The 21627-nt window shown below is 73.6% G+C and carries 15 protein-coding genes; 8 read left to right on the forward strand and 7 right to left on the reverse strand.

Annotated features, from left to right (window positions below; all coding sequences use genetic code 11):
• Positions 1-11 precede the first annotated feature (11 nt).
• From ACZ3J7_RS11660 to ACZ3J7_RS11680, 5 genes are read right to left on the reverse strand one after another with little or no spacing between them, the layout of a single operon-like run.
• Positions 12-1523, reverse strand: a complete 1512-nt coding sequence (locus ACZ3J7_RS11660; RefSeq protein ID WP_465619336.1) for a glycoside hydrolase family 43 protein — start codon at positions 1521-1523, stop codon at positions 12-14.
• A gap of 35 nt (positions 1524-1558) precedes the next feature.
• Complete coding sequence (gene arfA, locus ACZ3J7_RS11665; RefSeq protein WP_465619338.1) at positions 1559-3064, reverse strand: arabinosylfuranosidase ArfA; 1506 nt, start codon at positions 3062-3064, stop codon at positions 1559-1561.
• Positions 3065-3105: 41 nt separating this feature from the next.
• The gene (locus ACZ3J7_RS11670; RefSeq protein ID WP_465619340.1) at positions 3106-3948 is read right to left on the reverse strand and encodes a carbohydrate ABC transporter permease; all 843 of its coding nucleotides are present in this window, start codon (positions 3946-3948) and stop codon (positions 3106-3108) included.
• Positions 3948-4973, reverse strand: a complete 1026-nt coding sequence (locus tag ACZ3J7_RS11675; RefSeq protein ID WP_465619342.1) for a carbohydrate ABC transporter permease — start codon at positions 4971-4973, stop codon at positions 3948-3950. Before ACZ3J7_RS11675 ends, ACZ3J7_RS11670 begins: the two co-directional genes overlap by 1 nt.
• Positions 4974-4984: 11 nt before the next feature.
• Positions 4985-6280 (reverse strand): ABC transporter substrate-binding protein, encoded by a 1296-nt coding sequence (locus ACZ3J7_RS11680; RefSeq protein WP_465619344.1) that lies wholly within the window; start codon positions 6278-6280, stop codon positions 4985-4987.
• A 628-nt stretch (positions 6281-6908) separates the two neighbouring features.
• Between ACZ3J7_RS11680 and ACZ3J7_RS11685 the strand changes: the two genes are divergently transcribed.
• From ACZ3J7_RS11685 to ACZ3J7_RS11695, 3 genes are all read left to right on the forward strand, one after another.
• Complete coding sequence (locus ACZ3J7_RS11685; protein WP_465619346.1) at positions 6909-10025, forward strand: OmpL47-type beta-barrel domain-containing protein; 3117 nt, start codon at positions 6909-6911, stop codon at positions 10023-10025.
• A gap of 198 nt (positions 10026-10223) precedes the next feature.
• Complete coding sequence (locus tag ACZ3J7_RS11690) at positions 10224-11345, forward strand: LacI family DNA-binding transcriptional regulator (protein WP_465619348.1); 1122 nt, start codon at positions 10224-10226, stop codon at positions 11343-11345.
• Between the two features lie 426 nt (positions 11346-11771).
• Positions 11772-12374 carry a hypothetical protein gene (locus ACZ3J7_RS11695; RefSeq protein WP_465619350.1) on the forward strand — a complete coding sequence of 201 codons (603 nt, stop codon included), beginning with the start codon at positions 11772-11774 and terminating at the stop codon, positions 12372-12374.
• Positions 12375-12567: 193 nt separating this feature from the next.
• On the opposite strand, the gene ACZ3J7_RS11700 is transcribed toward ACZ3J7_RS11695, so the two are convergent.
• Complete coding sequence (locus ACZ3J7_RS11700) at positions 12568-13578, reverse strand: NADP-dependent oxidoreductase (RefSeq protein WP_465619352.1); 1011 nt, start codon at positions 13576-13578, stop codon at positions 12568-12570.
• Between the two features lie 113 nt (positions 13579-13691).
• On the opposite strand from ACZ3J7_RS11700, the gene ACZ3J7_RS11705 reads away from it, so the two are divergent.
• The 5 genes from ACZ3J7_RS11705 (at position 13692) to ACZ3J7_RS11725 (ending at position 19713) form a co-directional block, all read left to right on the forward strand.
• Positions 13692-14234 carry a TetR/AcrR family transcriptional regulator gene (locus tag ACZ3J7_RS11705; RefSeq protein WP_465619354.1) on the forward strand — a complete coding sequence of 181 codons (543 nt, stop codon included), beginning with the start codon at positions 13692-13694 and terminating at the stop codon, positions 14232-14234.
• A gap of 972 nt (positions 14235-15206) precedes the next feature.
• Complete coding sequence (locus ACZ3J7_RS11710) at positions 15207-16301, forward strand: sugar ABC transporter substrate-binding protein (RefSeq protein WP_465619356.1); 1095 nt, start codon at positions 15207-15209, stop codon at positions 16299-16301.
• An 83-nt stretch (positions 16302-16384) separates the two neighbouring features.
• Positions 16385-17161 carry an ATP-binding cassette domain-containing protein gene (locus ACZ3J7_RS11715; RefSeq protein WP_465619358.1) on the forward strand — a complete coding sequence of 259 codons (777 nt, stop codon included), beginning with the start codon at positions 16385-16387 and terminating at the stop codon, positions 17159-17161.
• Positions 17158-18477: a sugar ABC transporter permease gene (locus ACZ3J7_RS11720; protein ID WP_465619360.1), complete on the forward strand. Its 1320-nt coding sequence runs from the start codon at positions 17158-17160 to the stop codon at positions 18475-18477. Before ACZ3J7_RS11715 ends, ACZ3J7_RS11720 begins: the two co-directional genes overlap by 4 nt.
• A gap of 12 nt (positions 18478-18489) precedes the next feature.
• Positions 18490-19713, forward strand: a complete 1224-nt coding sequence (locus ACZ3J7_RS11725; RefSeq protein WP_465619362.1) for an ROK family protein — start codon at positions 18490-18492, stop codon at positions 19711-19713.
• 329 nt (positions 19714-20042) lie between these two features.
• Here the strand turns inward: ACZ3J7_RS11725 and ACZ3J7_RS11730 are convergent, their stop codons facing one another.
• Positions 20043-21437 (reverse strand): non-reducing end alpha-L-arabinofuranosidase family hydrolase, encoded by a 1395-nt coding sequence (locus tag ACZ3J7_RS11730; protein WP_465619398.1) that lies wholly within the window; start codon positions 21435-21437, stop codon positions 20043-20045.
• Between the last annotated feature and the right edge of the window lie 190 nt (positions 21438-21627).

Below are 21627 nucleotides of genomic sequence, written 5' to 3' on the forward strand. Positions count from 1 at the left end.
GGCCAGGCCGGTCAGGCGGCCGGGCGGTACTCGAACCAGTCGAAGGCGACGGCGCCCTCGGTGGCGTACATGCCGATGACGCGTCCGGTGAAGCCGGCGGCGACCTCGGTGGAGAGGTAGCGCCCGTCCAGTTCGGCCAGCGGCCGCGCGCCCGGGGCGTCGGGGTCGCCGAGCCAGTAGGCGAGGGTGTCGGGGCCGAAGGGCTCGGTGCCGGCGAGTTCGGGGGAGGCGGGCACCAGGTCGGTGGTGCGGACCGTCAGGGTGAGGGTGAGCGGGCCCGGCGGCACCGGCCGGGTGGCCAGCACCTGGCGCAGCGGGCCGATCCGGGCGACGACCCGGACCTCGCCCGCCCCGGCCTCCAGGTCGTAGTGGTGCGCCTCGTCCAGGCGCACGCTCAGGCCGCCCCGTCCGGTGCCCGGGTCGAGCCGGACCGAGGCGCGGCAGTCGTGGTGCTGCTGGCGGCGGCCGACGAAGGTGTGGCCGGGGCGGTCGAGGGTGGGGCCGGTGGCGGTGAGGGTGAGCCGGCCGGGGGGCTCGGTCAGCGACCAGGAGCCGTCGGGGCGGGCGTGCGGGGAGATCCAGTGCGGGGCGAGCACGGGGGCGTCGAAGTCGTCGCGGGCGGGCGGGGCGGGGAAGGGGTGCCAGGCGCCGCCGGGCGCGGGGCCGCGTTCCGCCACGGGCGCGACCACCGGCCAGCCGTCCTCGTCCCAGGTCACGGGGGTGAGGAAGGTCTCCCGGCCGAGCACGTGGAAGTTGGGGCTGAAGCCGCGGGGCCGGGTGCCGAGCAGCACCATCCACCAGCTGCCGTCGGGCGCGGTGACCAGGTCGCCGTGGCCGGTGCTCTGGACCGGCCGGTCGGTGCCGGCGTGGGAGAGCACGGGGTTGTGCGGCGCGCCCTCCCAGGGGCCGCGCGGGGAGCGGGCGCGGGCGACGGAGACGGCGTGGCCGCGTTCGGTGCCGCCCTCGGCGATCAGCAGGTACCACCAGGCGCCGATCCGGTACAGGTGCGGGGCCTCGGGCCACGTGAGGCCGGTGCCGGACCAGGTGGGGAAGGGCCCCTCCAGCACCTCGCCGGTGACCGGGTCGATCCGGGAGAGGTGGATGCCGGGCGCGGTGGAGGCGGCCCAGCAGGTGCCGTCCTCCTCCCAGGCCAGGTCCGGGTCGATCCCGGGCAGGTCGATCCGGACCGGGTCCGACCAGGGGCCCTCGGGCCGCTCCGCGCTGACCACGAAGGTGCCGCCCGAGGTGACGTTGGTGCACACCACCCAGAACCGGCCGCCGTGGTGACGGATCGTCGCCGCGTACAGGCCGCGCGAGGCGGTGCTGCCGGGCAGCGGCGGCTGCCCGGGGCGGTCGAGCACGTTGCCGAGCTGGCGCCAGTGCACCAGGTCCCGGCTGTGGAAGAGCGGCAGCCCGGGGACGTACTCGAAACTGGAGCAGACCAGGTAGTAGTCGTCACCGACCCGGCAGACGCTGGGGTCGGGGTGGAACCCGCTGATCACGGGGTTGTCGTACGCCCGCACGGGGCGGGTCCTTTCGCAGGGCGGCCGGTCGTCGTTCAGCCGAGGGCGACGGCGGTCCAGGAGACCGGCGGCAGCTCGACGGTGAGCACACCGTCGGCGAGGACGGCGCCGGCGTTCGCGGTCGGGACGACCCGGAGCTGGTCGTGGAGCGTGTTCCTCGCGTACGGGTCGGCGTCGGCGAGGGTGAGCGCCTCGACGACGCGCGACGCGGCGGGGCCGAGGCCGCGGACGTCGACGGTGACCCGGGCCGGCTCGGACAGGTCGCGGTTGACCAGGAAGACCGCGGACCGGTCCTCGTCGACGGTCGCGACCGCGTCGACCAGGGGAGCCTCGCCGTGCCGCGCCGTCCGGTAGGTCGGCGAGTCGACCACCGGCCGGAGCACCTCGCCGGAGGCCAGCCGGCTGGTGATCGCGAACGGGTGGAAGGTGGTCTGCCGCCAGGCCGGGCCGCCGGGCTCGGTCATGATCGGCGCGATCACGTTGACCAGCTGGGCCAGCGAGGCCGAGGTGACCCGGTCGCTGCGCTTGAGCAGCGTCATCAGCAGGTTGCCGACCACCACGGCGTCGGCCACCGTGTAGACGTCCTCCAGCTGCCGGGGGGCGTGCCGCCACTCGTCGTTGACCTCGTCGGACGCCTTGTGCTCCTCCAGGTACCAGACGTTCCACTCGTCGAAGGAGATGTTCATCCGCTTCTTCGACTGCCGCTTGTGCCCGACGTGGTCGGCGGTCGCCAGCACGGTGTCGATGAAGAACTCCATGTCGAGCGCCGAGGCCAGGAAGGAGCCGAGGTCGCCGTCGTGCACCTGGTAGTAGGCGTGGCAGGAGACGTAGTCGACGTGGTCGTAGCAGTGCTCCAGGACGGTGCGCTCCCAGTCGCCGAAGGTCGGCATGCCGGAGCCGGAGGAGCCGCAGACCACGAGTTCGAGGTCCCGGTCGGCGGCCTTCATCGCGGCGGCGGTGCGGGCGGCGATCTTGCCGTAGTCGTCGGCCGTCATGAAGCCGGTCTGCCAGGGCCCGTCCATCTCGTTGCCCAGGCACCACATGCGCACGTCGTGCGGCTCCGGCGTGCCGTTGGCGATCCGCAGGTCGGAGAGCGCCGTGCCGGACGGGTGGTTGGCGTACTCCAGCAGGTCCAGGGCGGGCAGGATGCCGCGGGTGGCGACGTTGACGGCGAGCATCAGTTCGGAGCCGGTGAGCTTGAGCCACCGGGCGAACTCGTCGAGGCCGACCTGGTTCGACTCCAGCGAGTGCCAGGACAGGTCGCGCCGCACCGGGCGCCGCTCGCGCGGGCCGACCGAGTCCTCCCAGCGGAAACCGGAGACGAAGTTCCCGCCGGGGTAGCGGACGGTCGTGGTGCCGAGTTCCCGCACCAGCTCGACGACGTCCGTCCGGAAGCCGTCCCCGTTCGCGGTCGGGTGGTCCGGCTCGTAGATGCCGGTGTACACGCAGCGGCCGAGGTGCTCGACGAACGAGCCGAAGGTGCGGCGGCGGACGGGGCCGACGACGGCCCGGCGGTCGAGCTCGATGTGGGCGCGGGGCAAGAGGGGGTCCTTTCAGCGGGTCGGTGCGGGGCGGGGCGCGGTCAGCCCTTCACGGCACCGGTGAGGCCGCCGACGATCTTCTTCTCGAAGGCGGCGAAGAAGGCCATCGCGGGCAGCATGGCGAGCGAGGTGAAGGCGAGCACCTTCGCGGTGTCCACGGAGTACTGCGAGGAGAACGCCTGGACGCCCAGCGGCAGGGTGAAGTCGGCCTGCGAGTTCAGCACGTACAGCGGCAGCACGTAGTTGTTCCAGCTGCCGATGTACCCGAGGATGCCGACCGTCACCACGCCGGGGCGCGACAGCGGGACCACCATCCGGAAGAAGAACCCGAGCCGGCCGGTGCCGTCGATCGCGGCGGCCTCCTCGATCTCCTTCGGGATGGCCCGCAGGAACGGCACCAGGATGATCACGGTCGTCGGCAGCCCGAAGGCGATCTGCGGGACGATCACGCCCAGCAGGTTGTCGACCAGGCCGAGGTCCTTGACCACGATGTACAGCGGGGTGATCGCGATGACCATCGGGAACATCAGGCCGGCCGCGAACAGCGAGTACATCGCCCCCTTGAACCTGAAGTCGTAGCGGGCGAGCACGAAGCTCACCATCAGGCCGAGGACCACGGTGCCGACGGTGCTGGCCAGCGCCACCACCAGGGAGTTGGCGAACTCGCCCCAGAACGTCACGGACTCCAGGACGTTCAGGTAGTTGCTCACCACCCAGGGCTCCGGCAGGCCGGCCGGGCTGGTGCTGATCTGCGCGTTGGTGCGGAACCCGCCGAGCACGATGTACAGCACGGGGGCGACGCAGACCCCGATGAACAGCAGGGCGACGAAGTAGGTGAAGGGGTTGCCCCACTTCTGCGGCCGGTCGGCGGTCCGCACGCTCATCAGGAGGCTCCTTCGGTGATGGCGCCCTGCAGGTCGCGGCGCAGCAGGAAGCGCTGGTAGAGCAGCGCGACGACGAGCGAGATCAGGAACATCACGACCGCGATCGCGCTCCCGTAGCCGTAGTTGCCCGCGTTGCGGCCCTGGCCGACCATGTAGATCGCCATGGTCGAGGTGCCCGCGGTGCCCGCCACGTACGGGCCCCAGATGATGTAGACGAGGTCGAACAGCTGCAGCGAGCCGATGATCGACAGGAACGCCCAGATCCGGATGGTCGGCCCCAGCAGCGGCAGCGTGATGCGGCGCTGGATCTGCCAGTACGAGGCGCCGTCGATCTGGGCCGCCTCGGAGAGCTCCTCGGGGATCGACTGCAGGCCCGCGAGCATCAGGATCACCGCGAAGCCGATGTACTTCCACGAGATGATGCCCAGCAGCGTCCAGATGGCCAGGTCGGGGTCGGCCAGCCAGTCGGCCTGCAGGAAGCCCAGGCCGACGTGGCGCAGCAGGTCGTTGAGGGCGCCGTTGCTCTGGAGCATCAGGCTCCAGCCGGTGCCGACGATGACCTCGGAGACCACGTAGGGCACGAAGATCAGGATGCGGATGGCCGAGCGGCCGCGGATCCGCTGGTTGAGCAGCAGCGCGAGGCCGATCGCCAGCGGGCCCTGGACGGCCAGCGAGAGCACCAGGATCACCCCGGTGTGCCACAGCACCTGCTGGAACGCCGGGTCGGTGAGGATCAGCTTGTAGTTGTTCAGCCCGACCCAGTCGGTCGGCGGCCCGTAGCCGTGCCAGCGGTAGAAGCCGTAGAACGCGGCCAGCGCCACCGGGAAGATCACGAACGCCAGGAAGACCAGGATCGCCGGGCCGGACAGCACCGCGATCTCGAACCGCAGCTTGGCACGGCCGCGCCGGCGGCGGGCGGCCGCCGCCGGCGGAGCCGGGCGCGCGGACGGGGCCGCGCTCCCGGCTCCGGGCGTGCCCTGCGACTGGTGGCCGTCGACCGGCTCAGCACCCAGGGTGTTGCTCATCGTGTGCGCACTCAGCCCTTCGCGGCGGCGGCGTTGGTGTCCTTGGCGATGTCGGCCGCGCCGCCCTTGCCGGCGAGCAGGTTCACCACGGCGGTGTTCATCGCGTTGCCGACGTTCTGGCCGTACTCGGTGTCCAGGAACAGCACCGAGTAGGGGGCCTTGTTGAACGCCTCCAGCGCCGAGACGTTGTAGGGCTCGGTGACGCCCGCCTGGGCCTCCTTGTTCACCGGGATGGCGACGAAGGCCTTGGCGTACGCCTTCTGCTGGTCGGTGCCGACCAGGAAGCGCAGGAAGTCGAGGGCCTCCTTCGGGGCCTTCTTGGAGAGCGAGAACCCGTCGAGGCCGCCCATGATGGCGGCCGGGTCGCCCTGGCCGCCCGGTACGGCCGGGAAGGGGAACCAGCCCAGGTCGGGGAGCGGCTTCTGGTCGGGGGTCAGGCTGGCGATCACGCCGGGGTTCCAGTTGCCCATCAGCTCCATGCCCGCCTTGTGGTTGGCGATCATGCCCGCGGACGAACCGGCGCCCTGCTGCGAGGAGGTGGTCAGGAAGCCCTGCTGGAACGGCTCGACCTTCAGGAACGAGGCGAGGTCCTCGCCGGCCTTGGTCCAGCACGGGTCGTCGAACTTCAGCGACTTGGCGGCCTTCTTCAGGGTGTCCTGGCTGCACTCGCGCAGGGCGAAGTTGTAGTACCAGTGCGCGGCCGGCCAGGCGTCCTTGGCGCCGACCGCGATCGGCGCGACCCCGATCGCCTTCAACTTCGCCACGGCGTCCTGGAGTTCGCCCATGGTGGTGGGCGGCGCGGTGATGCCGGCCTGCTGGAACAGGTCCTTGCTGTAGTAGATGCCCTCGGGCTGGGTGTCGACCGGCATCGCGTAGGTCTTGCCGTCGATCGTGTAGCCGGCGATGCCCGCCGCGCCCGCGTTCGCCCTGTCGGCGTCGGTGAGGTCCAGCGCCTGGACCTGGCCGGCCTGGACCATGGCCTGCATCTTGCCGCCGCCGCGCTGCAGGAAGATGTCCGGCGCGGAGCCGGAGTTGAGCGCGGTCTGCAGCTTCCCGTCCAGGTCCTCGTTCTGGATCGTCTGGATGTTGATCTTGACGTTCGGGTGCAGGGCCTCGTATGCCGCGGCGGAGGCCTTCCAGTACTCGGCGCCCGCGCCGGGCTGCGCGTTCTCCCAGAGGGTCAGCGTGACCTTGCCGTCGGACGAGCCACCGCTCCCGCCGCCGTCGCCGCCGGCGCAGCCGGTGACGGCGAGTGCGACGCCCAGGGCGATCGCGGCGGCCGCCGTGCGGCGTGTCTTTCTCGTCATCGTGGGACTTCCTGTTCTGTCGTGGGGGCCGGAGGGCATCCGGGGAGGAACGCGCGAGGTGGCGGAGGCGCGCCGGGTGGTGTGGAGCACCGCTGCCCCCGCTTCCGGGCCCGGTCGCGTGCGGTGACGGACGCGGCGGCCGGAGCGGTGTGGGAGTGGTCGCCACGGGCGGCTCGATAGCTGGAGAGTATGGGCGCGGCACGGAGCGCCGTCAATGACTTGTTTCCGAAATATCTCGCGAAAGTTGCGAATTGTTGCCGGAGCTTTATCTCGAAATATTTCGAAGTCCGGAGGCCGGCGGGGCTTTTCGGGGGAGATGTGCGGGTGGGGCGGCCGACGCGGGGATCGGAGGGCGATCGTTTCGGTGCCGCCGGGGTGGCCGGGGCGGCCGGCGGACCGGTGCCGACGGGGAGCTTGACAGGCTTTGTTAGCGCTAACAATATGAGGAGCCCTTCCTTCCCCCTGCCTGCCGCCCGGGCCGCCGCCACGGCGTCCGCCCGCGGCACGCCCGGGGGAGGGGGCTCCGCAACGCCCGGGCGAGCCGGTTCGAACGGGGGCGGTCCGCCCGGACCCCACCCGCTCCGGGCGTGCCCGCACGCCCGGACCCCCCGATCCGCAGAGGACGTTCATGTACAGACGCTGGCTCAGCCCCACCCGACGAGCCGCCCGGCGGAGAGCCGCGGCCGCCGCGGCCGCCGCCGCCCTGCTGGCCCCCGGCCTGGTCGTCGCGGCGGCCCCCGCCCGGGCCGCCGCCCCCGAGATCATCGTCAACGGCGGCTTCGAGGACGGCCTCGCCGGCTGGTCCGCCAACCAGGGGAACCCGACCGACGGCGCCGCGCTGTCGCTCACCCCCGACGCCTACTCCGGCTCCGCCGCCGTGCTCGTCACCGGCCGCAGGACCACCGGCTCCGGACCGCTGCAGGACCTCTCCGGCAAGGTGCGGGCCGGCCACAGCTACACCGTCACCGCGCGGGTGAAGTACGAGAACCCCGCCGCCCCGGCGGCCAAGCAGTTCTTCGTCACCATGCACTACGGCGGCGCCACCTACACCAACCTCGGCACCGCGACGGTGCCCCGCGGCCAGTGGGGACTCGTCCAGGGCACCTTCACCGTCCCGGCCGGACAGGACGTCGGCACCGCCCGGCTCTTCGTCGAGACGCCCTGGGTCCAGGACCCGGCGAGCGCCCCGGACGCCAACCTGATGGACTTCAAGGCCGACGACGTCTCCCTGACCGAGACGGACGCCGGCCCGACCCGCCCGGTCGGCCACGCCGCGCCGGCCAAGACCGTCGGCAACGCCAACCCCCTGATGGACTACCAGTACGGGGCCGACCCCTGGGCGATGGTCTACGACGGGCGCGTGTACGAGTACCTGACCTCGGACGGGTCGACGTACGACGCCAACGGCGACGTCGTCCAGTCGTACGAGCACGACGCCGCCGGCGGCATCAAGGACAACGGCTACGGGCAGATCAAGACGCTCACCGTCATCTCCTCCGCCGACCTGGTCAACTGGACCAACGAGGGCCAGGTCAAGGTGGCCGGCGCGGCCGGCGCCGCGAAGTGGGCCGCCAACTCCTGGGCCCCGGCGGCCGCGCACAAGACGGTCGGCGGGAAGGAGAAGTTCTTCCTGTACTTCGCCAACAGCGGCGGCGGCATCGGCGTGCTGACCGCCGACTCGCCCGTCGGCCCGTGGACCGACCCGATCGGCAGGGCGCTGGTCAGCGGCGCGACGCCCGGCACGGCGGGCGTGGTCTGGATGTTCGACCCGGCCGTCCTGGTCGACGACGACGGCTCCGCCTACCTCTACTTCGGCGGCGGCGTGCCCACCGGCGGCACCGACCACCCGCGCAGCACCCGGGTGATCAGGCTCGGCGACGACATGGTCAGCACGGTCGGCCCGGCCGTCACCATCGATGCCCCCGCGGTGTTCGAGGACTCCGGGATCAACAAGATCAACGGCAAGTACTACTACAGCTACTGCACCAACTTCAGCCACTCCGCCACGATCGACGGCCAGAGCATCGGCTACGGCAACATCGCCTACATGGTGTCGGACAGCCCGACGGGCCCCTTCACCTACCAGGGCCAGATCTTCGCCAACCCCGGCTCCTTCTTCGGCGCGGGCGGCAACAACCACCACGCCCTGTTCGAGTTCAAGGGCGCCACGTACATCACCTACCACGCCCAGACCGTGCAGACGGCACTGGTCGCCGGCGGCTCCCTCGACAAGCCCCGCGGCTACCGCTCCACCCACATCGACCGGGTGACGGTCAATGCGGACGGCAGCATCGCCCCGATCACCGGCACCTACCGGGGCCCGTCCCAGCAGGGCGCGCTCGACCCGCACCGGCGGATCGAGGCCGAGACGATCGCCTGGGACTCCGGCATCCAGGACGCCTACGACCCCGCCTCCGGCATCCGGGTGCTGCCGGTCGGCGCCGAGAGCGGCGGCGAGCAGAAGCTCACCAACGTCGACGACGGCGAGTGGACCGCGCTGGCGGGCGTCGACTTCGGCCCGGACGGCGCCGCCACCCTCGCCGCCGACGTGCTGCCGAAGGCCGGCGGCCGGATCGAGGTCCGCCTCGACCACCCCGACGCCACCGGCACCCTGGTCGGCACGCTGACCGTCCCCGGCTCCGCCGCCGGCGGCTGGACCGAGGTCCGCACCGACCTGTCCCCCCGGGTGACCGGCACGCACGACGTCTTCTTCGTCGCCCGGGGCACCGGCACCGGCGGGCTCTTCGACGTCGACGACTGGCGGTTCGGCTTCGACCGCACCGCCCCCGCCGTCACCGCGCGCACCACCCCCGCCGCGCCCGACGGCCGGGACGGCTGGTTCACCGGACCGGTGGCCGTCGAGCTGTCCGCCACCGACGACTCCGGGGTGGCGGGCGTCGAGTACCGCCTCGGCGACGGCCCCTGGCAGCCCTACCGCACCCCGGTCGACCTGCCGGAGGGCACCACCGGGTTCGGCTACCGGGCCACCGACACCGCGGGCAACACCAGCGAGGAGGCCCACCTCACCGTCCGCCGGGACGGCACCGCCCCCACCGTCACCGCCCGGCTGTCCGCCCCCACCCTGGGCCACCTGTACGAGGGCTCCGCGACCCTCACCCTGACCGGCGCGGACACCGGCTCCGGCCCCGGCCCGCTGGAGTACGCCCTGGACGGCGGCGACTGGCGCCCCTACCCGGGCCCGGTCACCGTCGACGCGCCCGGCCGGCACACCGTCGCCTACCGGGCCACCGACCGGTCCGGCAACCGCAGCGCGACCGGCACCGCGACCGTGGACGTGGTGCCGACCTGCACCCGCACCGTCACCGGGCGGCAGCGCGCCGCCCTCGTCGTCACCGCCGGCACGACCTGCGTCGAGGACGCCGAACTCGGCACCGTCACGGTGGTCGACGACACGGCCGTCCTGGTCGTGGTCGACAGCCTGGTCCGCGGACCGCTGAACGTCCACCGGGGCGACACCGTGGTGGCCGAGGGCAGCACCTTCGCCGCGAACGCCACGCTCTCCGGCACCACCGGCCGGATCAGCCTGGTCGGCAACGCCTTCGCCAGGGCGCTCACCCTCACCGGCAACACCGGCGGCGCCCCGCTGCTCGCCGGCAACAGCGTCGACGGCACGCTGGGCTGCACCGGGAACGACCCCGCCCCCGTCGACGGCGGAACGGTGAACCACACCGCCCGGCCCGCCACCGGCCAGTGCGCCGCGCTGGCGGTCACCGACCGCCCGTAGGCCCGGCCCGGCCCGGGCACGCCGGGCCGCACGACCCGCCGGCCGGACGCACCCGCGTCCGGCCGGCGGCCGCGTTCCGGACCCGCAACCCCTGACACGGCGTCGGGCGCGCGCCGGTAGGGTGCCTGACAGCCGGTGGCGGCCACTAGGGTGGACACCGGGGTAGTGTCCGGCCGGGCCGGGCGGGACGGGAGAGCGATGGACGAGACCGACGAGCGGCGCCCGCCGACGATGGCGGACGTCGCCCAGGTGGCCGGAGTGTCGCACCAGACGGTCTCCCGGGTGCTCAGCGACCACCCCAACGTCCGCGAGGCCACCCGGGAACGGGTGCTGAGCGCGATCGCCGAGCTGGGCTACCGGCCGAACTCGGCGGCCCGGACGCTGGTGACCCGGCGCAGCCGGACGATCGGGGTGGTCGCCGCGAACACCACCCTGTTCGGCCCGGCCAGCATCCTGGCGGGCCTGGAACGGGCCGCGCGGCGCGAGGACTACCTGGTGGCGTCGGTGGGCCTGGAGGAGCTGACCGAGCACGCGCTGGCCAAGGCCCTGGAACGGCTCGGCAGTTGGGGCGTGGACGGCGCGGTGGTGATGACGCCGCACCGGCACACCGTCGCGGCGCTGGCCCGACTGCCCCAGCCGTTCCCGGTCGTGACGGTCGAGGGCGGGCACGACCTCGACCTGCCGGGCGTGGCCGTCGACCAGGTCGGCGGGGCCCGGCTGGTCACCGAGCACCTGGTCGCGCTGGGCCACACCCGGATCTGGCACGTCGCCGGACCCGGCGAGTGGATCGAGGCGGAGGGGCGGCTGCGGGGCTGGCGCACCGCGCTGGAGGCCGCCGGACTGCCGGTGCCGGCCCACCTGGCGGGCGACTGGAGCCCGGCCTCCGGCCACGCGGCGGGCCGCGAGGTCGCCCGGGCCTTCCGCCGGGGCGCCGCCTCCCGGCCGACGGCGGTGTTCGCCGCCAACGACCACATGGCCCTCGGCGTCATCCGGGCGCTGCACGAGGCCGGGGTGCGGATCCCCCAGGACGTGGCGGTGGCGGGCTTCGACGACCTCCCCGAGGGCGCCTACCTCACGCCCCCGCTGACCACCGTCCGGCAGGACTTCACCGCCGTCGGCCGGGAGGGGATCGCCCTGCTGCTGCGGCTGATCGACGAACCCGCCACCCCGGTCGCGCACCTGAGCGTCCGGCCGGAGCTGGTGGTCCGGACGAGCACCGCCGACGGGCGGCGACCCTCGGCCGGCAGCACCGCCGCGCTGTTCTCGGACGCCTCGGGCCCGGGCCCAGCGGGCGCCCCGGGCGCGGGCCCGAACCGGTAACCGGCAGCCCGACCCCCCCGGGCGCCTGCGGCTCCGCCCGACCCCGCCCGGGGCCGACCGGCGGCTGCTCGAAGCGCTCCCGGGCCGCTCCCCTCCCGGGGCGGCCCGGTTCCTGCCATGATGCGCGGTGGTGGAACAACAGGCCCGGGAGGAGGGCGAGTTGACCAGTACGCGGATGCGGCCGTCCGATGCCGGAGCGCTCGGCGCCGTCCAGCGGGCCCCGGAGGACACCGGGGTCCCGGCCCCGCGGCCGCGCCGACGGAAGCCGTCGCGATGACCGCCCCGCCCCCGCCTCGGCCGACGCCCCCGTCCCGGCAGGTGCCCCGGCCGGCCGGGCGCCCCCGGCCCGTCAGGACCGTGCCGGAGCGACCGCGGCGCCCCCGCCGCCCGTGGCGCCGGTCGTCGCGGTGGAGCGGACGGGCCCGGGTGGTGATCGTCCTGTGCGGTCTGGCGGTCGTGCTGGCCGGGCTCGCCTGGGGCCTCGCCCTGCGGAGCGAGGCGGTCGGCGATCTGACCGCCCCACCGTGCCCGCCCGCGCTCACCGCCGGAGCCGCCCGGGAGGCCGACTGCGTCGTGACGGAGCGCGGCCTGGTCACGGACCGGAGGTACACCCCCGCCGTCTCCTCCGACGACAGCGACACCTGGACGCTGACGGTCTCCCGGGCAACGGCCCGGACGGACTACCAGGTCGACGGCGCGTTCTACGCGTCGGTCCGAACCGGCGACACCGTGGACGTCACGTCCTGGAAGGGCGAAGCCGCCCGGCTCGAACACACCGGCCACTCGTACCGGATCAGGGCGCCCTTCACCGCGCTCCGGGTCCTGGCCCTGCTGGTGGTGACCTCGGGGACCGTGCTCACGGTGGCCACGCTGAGGCGGGCCGGTCCGGGACGGACGGCGTTGGCCCTGGTCTGGCTCCCGCTCTGGGCGGGCCCTCCCCTCCTGGGCCTGCTCGGCAGCACCTCCCCGTGGGCCCTGCTCCTCCTGCTCTGGGCAGTCGTCGGCTTCGCCGGCCTGGTCGCGCTCTAGCGTCCGTCCCCAGAGTTGATCAAGGGCTGGGAACACGTCGGCGTGATGCGTCGTCACGAGCTGTCGGAAGAGGATCCGGACGGGGACTCCTCGTCATGGCGGGGCTCCTGCCCGGGTTCGCGGTGGTCGTCGAGGTGCTCCTGTCGGTGCGGGGGACGCGCTTCCCGTCGTGGTGTTCACGGGCGGGTGTCCCTCACGCGGCGGTGAGCACGATCTTGCCCCGGAGGTGTCCCCGGGCCGCCCGCTCGTGCGCCTCGCGGGCGTTCGCGAGCGGGAAGGTGCTGTCGACGGCGACGCGGAGCGCGCCCGTGCCGAGCAGGCGGCCGAGCTCCGCGAGCTGCCGGCCGTTCGAACGCACCTGGGTGCCCGAGGTGGTGACGCCCAGCCGGGCGACCTCCGCCGGGTCGTAGGAGGCGAAGAAGACGTAGTACAGGGCGCCGCCGGGCTTGAGCGTCCGCAGGAAGCGACCGCTCCCGGGCCCGCCGACGGTGTCGAGCACCAGGTCGACACCGCGGACGGCCTCTTCGGGCCGGACCCTGGTGTAGTCGACGAACTCGTCGGCGCCGAGCTCGCGCAAGAACCGCTCGTGCGGGCCCGAGGCGACCGCGATCACCCGCGCGCCCCTCCACTTGGCGAGCTGCAGCCCCAGGTGGCCCACGCCGCCGGCCGCGCCGTTGACCAGCACCGTCATTCCGGCCTCCAGCGGCCGGGGGCGGTGCTGCTCCTCCTGGAGCGGGTTCGGGTGGTCGTGCCCGAGTTCCACCAGGTACTGCCACGCGGTGAGCCCCGACATGGCCGCCCCCGCGGCGTGCGCGTGCTCGACGCCGGCCGGTTTGTGCGCGAGGTCGACGGCGGGCGCCGTCACGTACTCGGCGTACGCGCGGCCGCCGAAGCCCGGGAAGCGGAGCATGCCGAAGACCTCGTCGCCGACCGAGAAGTCCGCCACGTCGGCCCCGACCGCCGCGACCACGCCCGACACGTCCGACCCCGGGACGGCGGGGAGGGCCACGGGCGGCCTCAGTTCGGGAGGGATGCCGGGCATCCCGTCGCGCAGGTACCAGTCCGGGGGGTTGAGGCCGATGGCGTGCACCCGGATCAGCACCTCGTCCGGCCGCGGCCGGGGGACCGGAACCTCGTCCCAGCGCAGCACCTCGGGGCCGCCGAACTCGTGCAGCCGGATCGCCCTCATCGTCTTCGCCGACATGGAGGTCCTCCCTCTTCCCGCAGGCGGGATAGGCTAGGCGTAGCACCGCTACGCATATCCGTAGCAGTGGTACGAATATAAGTAGCACTGCTACGCATGTCAAAGGAGGACCCGTGCGAGCCGACGCCCGGAAGAACCGCGACCACCTGCTCGCCGTGGCGCGCGTGGCCGTCGCCGAGCAGGGGGCCGACGCGTCCCTGCGCGACATCGCCCGGAGGGCCGACGTCGCCCTCCCCACGCTCTACCGGCACTTTCCGACCCGGGAGGCGCTGCTCGACGCCCTGCTGCGGGAGAGCTTCGACGCGCTGGCGCAGCGGGCGGCCGAACTCGAGGCCGCGGACCCGCCCGAGGACGCCCTCGTCGCCTGGCTGCACGACTGCGTCGCGGTCGCCCGCGAGTACCGGGGCGTCATCGAGCTGATGGCGGCCGCCATCGAGGACGCCGACTCCGCGCTCCACGCCTCCTGCGTTACCACGCGCGCGGCGGGCACCCGGCTCCTCGCCCGCGCCCAGGCGGTCGGCGCGGCCCGGCCCGACCTCGACGGCGCGGAACTGTTCGCCCTCGTCGCGGCCCTCGCCTGGCTCGGCGACCAGGGATCGTTCGCACCGTTCGCCGACCACCTCTTCACCGTGGTCGCGAGCGCGGTCCTGACCTGACGGGCTCGGCGCGGCGCCGCGCGGGAGCGCCACTGACGGCCCGGCGGACGCGCTGCGCGGGCGCGGCCCCGGACGGTGGCGGGCGCGGTACGTGAACGACGGGTGCGGGCAGGCGCCTTGAAGGGCGGCGGCCCGCCGGGCGCTGCCGACGGCGCAGGTGGCGGTGGAGCGGTCCGGGCCGAACCGGCGGGCCGGGACGTCGCGGGTGGCGCGGCGTGGCCGGGATCCGGTCCCCGTCGACCGGCTCCGGCTCGGCCACCGGATCGGCGACCACCGCCTGCGACAGGCCGGTGATCCCACGCTCCGGGGTGATCCGTGCACGCGCTGCCCTCCCCGCTGCGCACGGTCCAGGGGCCGACGGCACACGGGCCACGGCCAACCCCGCACGAGGCCATGGACCGTCGCCGACGCGCCCGGGCCGACGGGCGGGGGCCCGGACGAAGCCGCCCGCCCGCCGGTGCGGTCGGGATCTTGACAGTGGTTTTGTGAGCGCTAACATTTCGGTGTCGGCGCGCCCCTGTCCTGGCGCGCGGCGCCGGTGACCCCCGGTCCGTCCTCCTGAGGGTGAGGCAGCGGGCCGGGGCCCGCCGCCGACGGATCCGCTCCCCCAGCGCACACCGTCCGCGGCGGGTGCGAGCGGCGCCGGCCCGACGGCGGCCCGTCCGCACCCTTCCCCTGTCGCCCCGGGGAGGGGTGCCCCTTGCCGCCGACGGGTCGGCGCCGCGTTCCATTTCCCGCGCCGGGAGGCCGAGTTGACCTCGTTGCCCGACTCCGGACGGTGGTCGGCCGGTGATGTGATCGTTACCCGCGGACGTGGACGGGAGGGCTTGGCGGCCCCCTCCCCAGACCGTATGTTGTGGCGGGCAACAAACCGCGCCGGGGCTGCTTCCCCGCCCCGTTCCCGCGCCCTTCCCCACCCCCCAGCCACGCACGTCCGGCCCGCTCCGGACACGCCCCGAAAGGACCCTGCCCATGCGCAAGGGGCTCCTGTTCGCCACCGCCGCCCTGACGGCGACCCTGCTCGGCTCGGCCACCGCCTGCTCCTCCACGGGCTCCGACGGCGCCTCGGCCGGCGGCAAGAAGCCGAAGATCGGCGTGATCCTGCCGGACAGCAAGTCGTCCGTCCGCTGGGAGACCGCCGACCGCACCTACCTCGCGGCCGCCTTCAAGGCCGCCGGCGTGGACTACGACATCCAGAACGCCGAGGGCGACAAGCAGGCCTTCCAGACCATCGCCGACCAGATGATCACCAGTGGCGTGAACGTGCTGGTCATCGTCAACCTGGACAGCGGCACCGGCAAGGCCGTCCTCGACAAGGCCAAGTCCCAGGGCGTGGCCACCATCGACTACGACCGGCTCACCCTCGGCGGCTCCGCCCAGTACTACGTCAGCTTCGACAACACCCAGGTCGGCAAGCTCCAGGGCCAGGGCCTGGTGAAGTGCCTGGCCGACGGGGGCGCCAAGAACCCCGTCGTCGCCGAGCTCAACGGCTCCCCGACCGACAACAACGCCACCCTGTTCGCCAACGGCTACAACGGCGTGCTGGACCCGCTGTACGCCTCCGGCGAGTACGTCAAGGGCCCCAACCAGTCGGTGCCCGACTGGGACAACGCCCAGGCCCAGACCATCTTCGAGCAGATGTACACCAGCCGCCCGGACGTCGCCGGAGTGCTCGCGGCCAACGACGGCCTGGCCAACTCCGCCATCGCCGTGCTGCGCAAGAACCACCGCAACGGGCAGGTCCCGATCACCGGCCAGGACGCCACCGTCCAGGGCCTGCAGAACATCCTGGCGGGCGACCAGTGCATGACCGTCTACAAGGCGGTGAAGAAGGAGGCCGACGCGGCCGCCGCCCTCGCGGTCGACCTGGCCAACGGCAAGAAGAGCCAGCCCGGCGCGACCGTGCACGACCCGACCGGCAACCGGGACGTCCCGTCGGTGCTGCTGGAGCCCGAGGCGATCTTCAAGGACAGCGTCCAGAAGGTCGTCGCGGACGGCTACGTCACCCGGGAGCAGCTGTGCGCCGCCGAGTACGAGGCGCTGTGCACCAAGGCCGGGATCAAGTAGCCCCGTCCGCGCCCGGCCGCACCCCGCGGGCCCCGGCCGCCGCGCCGGGGCCCGCCCCGCCCATCCCCCCAGGAGCCCCATCCATGACAGAGACACCGGTCCTCGAACTGCGCGGGATCGACAAGGCCTTCGGCCCCGTCCAAGTCCTGCACGACGTCGCGCTCAGCGCCCGCGCTGGGGAGGTGACCGCCCTCGTCGGCGACAACGGCGCGGGCAAGTCGACGCTGGTCAAGTGCATCGGCGGCATCCACCCCATCGACGCGGGCGACTACCTCTTCGAGGGCCGGCCGGTCCAGGTGCACAGCCCCCGCGACGCGGCCGCGCTCGGCGTGGAGATCGTCTACCAGGACCTCGCGCTGTGCGACAACCTCGACATCGTCCAGAACATGTTCCTCGGACGGGAGAAGCGCCGAGGCCTGGTCCTCGACGACGCCACCATGGAGGAGATGGCCGCCGCCACGCTCCGCAGCCTCTCCGTGCGCACCGTCAAGTCCCTGCGCCAGAAGGTCTCCAGCCTCTCCGGCGGCCAGCGCCAGACCGTCGCCATCGCCAAGGCGGTGCTGTGGAACAGCAAGCTGGTCGTCCTCGACGAGCCCACCGCCGCCCTCGGCGTCGCCCAGACCGCCCAGGTCCTCGAACTCGTCCGCCGACTCGCCGACAACGGCCTGGCCGTCGTGCTCATCTCGCACAACATGAACGACGTCTTCGCGGTCTCCGACCGGATCGCCGCGCTCTACCTCGGCCGCACGGCCGCCCAGGTCAAGGCCACCGACGTGACGCACGCCCAGGTCGTCGAACTGATCACCTCGGGCCGCAGCGGCGACCTCGGCCCGCAGACCCCCCAGGGAGCCGCCGCATGACCGCCCTCGCCCCCGAGCAGCCCGAGCGGCCCGAGCGGCCCGAGCGGTCCGGGAAGTCCAAGAAGTCCGACCGCTCGGACAGGCCCGGGCGGCCGACCGGACCCGACCCGGCCGGCGCCGGCCTGGCGGAACTCGGCCGCGGCTACCTCGACCGGGTCCGCGCCGGCGAACTCGGCTCGCTGCCCGCCGTGGCCGGCCTGGTCGTGCTGTGCGCGTTCTTCGCGCTGCTGCGCCCGGTCTTCCTGTCCGACCTCAACTTCGCCAACCTGCTCACCCAGAGCGCCGGCAGCATCGCCATCGCGATGGGCCTGGTCTTCGTCCTGCTGCTCGGCGAGATCGACCTGTCGGCCGGCTACGCCAGCGGCGTCTGCGCCGCCGTCCTGGCCATCCTGCTGACCGACCACGGCTGGCCCTGGTACGCCGCGGTGGCCGCGGCCGTGCTGACCGGCGCCGTCATCGGGCTGCTGCTCGGCACCCTCGTCGCCAAGGTCGGCATCCCGTCCTTCGTGGTGACGCTGGCCGCGTTCCTCGGCTTCCAGGGCGTCGTGCTGATCCTGCTGAAGGAGGGCACCAACGTCTCGATCAAGGACCCGACCGTCCTGGCCATCGCCAACGACAACCTCAGCCCCGCCCTCGGCTGGGCGCTGCTGGCGGTCTGCGCCACCGGCTACGCGGTCCTCCAGGTGCGCCGCAGCCGCGACCGGCGCGGCCGCGGCCTGGCCGGGACCCCCGCGGCGCTGCTCGCCATCCGGATCGGGGCCGTCGTCGTGCTCGGCGCCACCGCCGTGGCCCTGCTCAACCAGGAACGCAGCCGCAACGTTTTGGTCGGCTCGCTCAAGGGCGTCCCGCTGGTGGTGCCGGTGATCGGCGCCCTGCTGCTGCTCGGCACCTTCACCCTGCAGCGCACCAACTTCGGCCTGCACGTGTACGCCGTCGGCGGCAGCCCCGAGGCCGCCCGCCGGGCCGGCATCAACGTCGCCTTCATCCGCACCGCCGCCTTCGTCATCTGCTCCTGCCTGGCCGCCGTCGGCGGTGTCATCGCCGCCTCCCGGGGCAACTCGGTCGACCCCAACACCGGTGGCAGCAACGTCCTGCTGCTCGCCGTCGGCAGCGCCGTCATCGGCGGCACCAGCCTGTTCGGCGGCCGCGGCCGGGTGGTCGACGCGGTGCTCGGCGGCCTGGTCGTCGCGGTGATCCAGAACGGCATGGGACTGATGGGGTACAGCTCCGGCGTCAAGTACGCTGTCACGGGATCGGTTCTGCTGGTGGCCGCCGGTGTGGACGCCATGTCCCGCCGCCGCACCGCCCGACGATGAGGGTCACCCGCGATGAGAGCCGGTCCTTCCCAGGAAGAGGTCCGCCAGCACAACCTGGGCGCGCTGCTGCGCCACGTCCACTACGAGGGGCCGACCTCGCGGGCCGTCCTGGCGGCCGGGCTCGGCCTCAACCGCAGCACCATCCTGGGCCTGGTCGGCGACCTGGCGGCCGCGGGCCTCGTCCGGGAGGAACTCCCGCAGGAGACCGGCCGGGCCGGCCGGCCCTCCCTGGTCGTCAGCCCGGAACCCGCCCGCGCGCACGTCCTCGCGCTGGACGTCGGCGTCGAACGGCTCTCCGCCGCCCTGGTCGGACTCGGCGGCGCCTTCCTGGACCGCCGCGCGCACCCGTGGCCCGACGGGCCGCCGCAGGACCCCGCCCGGGTGGCCGCCCTGCTCGCCGGGTCCGCCCGCGAGATGCTGGCCCGCACCCCCGACGGCAGCACCTGCGTCGGCGTGGCCGCGGCGGTCCGCGGCCTGGTCCGCCACCCCGACGGCCTGATCGGCCTCACCCCCAACACGGGCTGGAAGGGCGTCGACCTCGCCGGGGCGCTCACCGACGCGCTCGCCGGGCGGCTCCGCCCCCAGGTGCCGGTCCTGGTCGCGAACGAGGCCAACCTCGGCGCGCTCGCCGAACACCGCCGGGGCACCGGCCGCGGCAGCCGCAACCTCGTCTACCTGCACGGTGAGATCGGGATCGGCGCCGGGGTGATCACCGCCGGCGAACTCCTGCGCGGGGAACGCGGGTACGCCGGCGAGATCGGCCACATGACCGTCAACCCGCACCAGGGACGGCCGTGCGGCTGCGGAGCCCGGGGCTGCCTGGAGGCCGAGGCCGGCGAGCGGGCCCTGCTGGAGGCCGCCGGCCGGGACGGCCGGGACACCGGCGCCAAGGCCGTCCGGTCCGTGGTGGCCGCCGCCGACCTCGGGGACGTCACCGCGCGCGCCGCCCTGCACCGGGTCGGCGACTGGCTCGGCATCGGCATCGCGAACCTGGCCAACCTCCTCGACCCGGAACTGGTCGTCCTCGGCGGCACCCTCCGGGACGTCTTCCTCGGCTCGGCCGCCCAGGTGCGCAGCCGGATCAACACCAACGCCCTCGCCGCCGTCCGGGAGCGGCTGCGCCTGCGGGTCAGCGAACTCGGCGACGACACCGTGCTGATCGGCGCCGCCGAACTGGCCTTCTCCGAGGTGCTCGCCCGCCCGCTGGAGACCCTCGCCCGGCTCTCCGGACGGTAGCCGCCCGGCCGCACCGGTGGGGGCCGGTCAGTGCCGGGCGGTGTCGAAGGCCAGTGCCGGACCGGCGTTGCGGACCAGGGAACCGGCCTGCTCGGGCCACCACGCGCCGGCGGCCGTACGCGACCGACGACGCCCTCCCCGCCACCTCCTCCGGCGGCAAGCGGACCCGTGACGGCAAGACCGTCAAGTCCACCGTCACCGACCCGAACTCCCAGGCGTACGAGTACATCGTCCTCCACCTCACCCCGCGCGACTGGTCCCGGCACCGCACGCGGAAGGGCCCCGGCCGATGGACGGCCGGGGCCCGGTGCGTGCGGGGGCGGGACGGGTCAGCGCTGCAGGGTCAGCACGCCCGGACGCCAGGGCAGCTGGTCGTACGTGCCCGACGCGTTCGGGGACTTGCCCTGGTAGAGGAGCTGCAGGTTGCAGGGGTCGACGGTCATGGTCTGGTCCGGGTTGTTGCGGACCAGGTCGCCGTGGCTGATGTCGTTGGTCCAGCCCGCGCCGCTGTTGGCCTTGCCCGCGAAGGGGTTGGACTCGGTGGCGGCCTGCGGGGTCCAGGCACCGTTCAGGCTGGTGGCGGTGAAGGAGCGGAAGTAGCGCTGCTCGGTGGCGCCCCGGGCCTCGACGATCATCAGGTACTGGTTCTGGCCCTTGACCTTGTAGACCTGCGGGGCCTCGAACAGGTTCTTCGCGGTGTCGGTCAGCACGGTGGTGTACGAGGAGCCGAAGCTGCCCGGGAAGTTGCCGATCGGCATGCTCGCCCGGTAGATGCTGCCGTTGTCACCGGCGAAGAACAGGTACATGTTCTGGTCGTCGGCGATCAGCGTCTGGTCGATCGGACCGGTGCCGGAGTTCGGGATGCTGCCGGTGAACAGCGGCTGCGGCGCCGACCAGCCGCTGGGGTTGGTCGGGTCGCTGGAGGTGCGGTAGATGAACGGCCAGGCGCCCCACTGGTAGGCCAGGATCCAGATGTTCTTCGGCGCGAAGTAGAACAGCGTCGGCGCGACCGCCGACTGGCCCATCCCGGTCTGGGCGGCCGAGGCCATGTCGGACCAGTTGGTGAACGGCGCGAACGCCATCGAGCCGTACGAGGAGCCGTTCACGTTCGAGGCGTACACCAGGTGCTTGCCGTTGTAGACGACGTTGGTGAAGTCCTTCACCGCGGCCCAGCCGTTGGCCGGCTGCGCCAGCGCGCCGGTGGAGCTCCACCGGTAGGTCGACGGGAGCGGGCAGCTGGTGCCGGTCGGCGGGGGAGTGGTCGGGGTGCTGCCGGACAGGCCGGTCCACTGCTGGTTGGCGCGGCCGTTGCAGGTCCACAGCTCCACGGCGGTGCCGTTGGCGGTGGCCCCGCCGGTGACGTCCAGGCACAGGCCGGACTCGACGCCGACGACCGTGCCGTCGGCGTTCACCCGCCACTGCTGGTTCGCGCCGCCGCTGCAGGCCCAGATCTGCACCCGGGTGCCGGCCGAGGTGGCGTGGTCGGGGACGTCCAGGCACTTGTTGCCGTAGACGGTCAGCTGGTTGGCGGACGTCAGCGTCCACTGCTGGTTGGTGCCGTTCCAGCAGTCGTAGACCTGCAGCAGCGCGCCGTCGCTCTGGCTGCCGCCCGCCACGTCCAGGCAGCGGCCGGAGGAGACGCTCTTCAGGGCACCGGTGGTGGCCGCCTGGGCGGCGGGGCCGGCGACGAGCATCGCCGCCAGCGCCGCCACGGTGGCGACCATCGCGGTGAGCAGCACGGACAACTGACGGCGGCTCGGATTTCGGCTGTGCACGGGATCTCCTCGGGGTGGTGGGGGAAGGGGTGCGGCCCGGGCGCCGGGGGGCCCCGGGGCCCGCCGGCCGGGCCCCCCGAACGGGGCCCCCCCGGGGGGGGGCCCGGGGCCGGGGGGGGCCCGGGGCCGGTAAGTGTAC

This window comes from Kitasatospora sp. NPDC015121 (assembly GCF_055562955.1).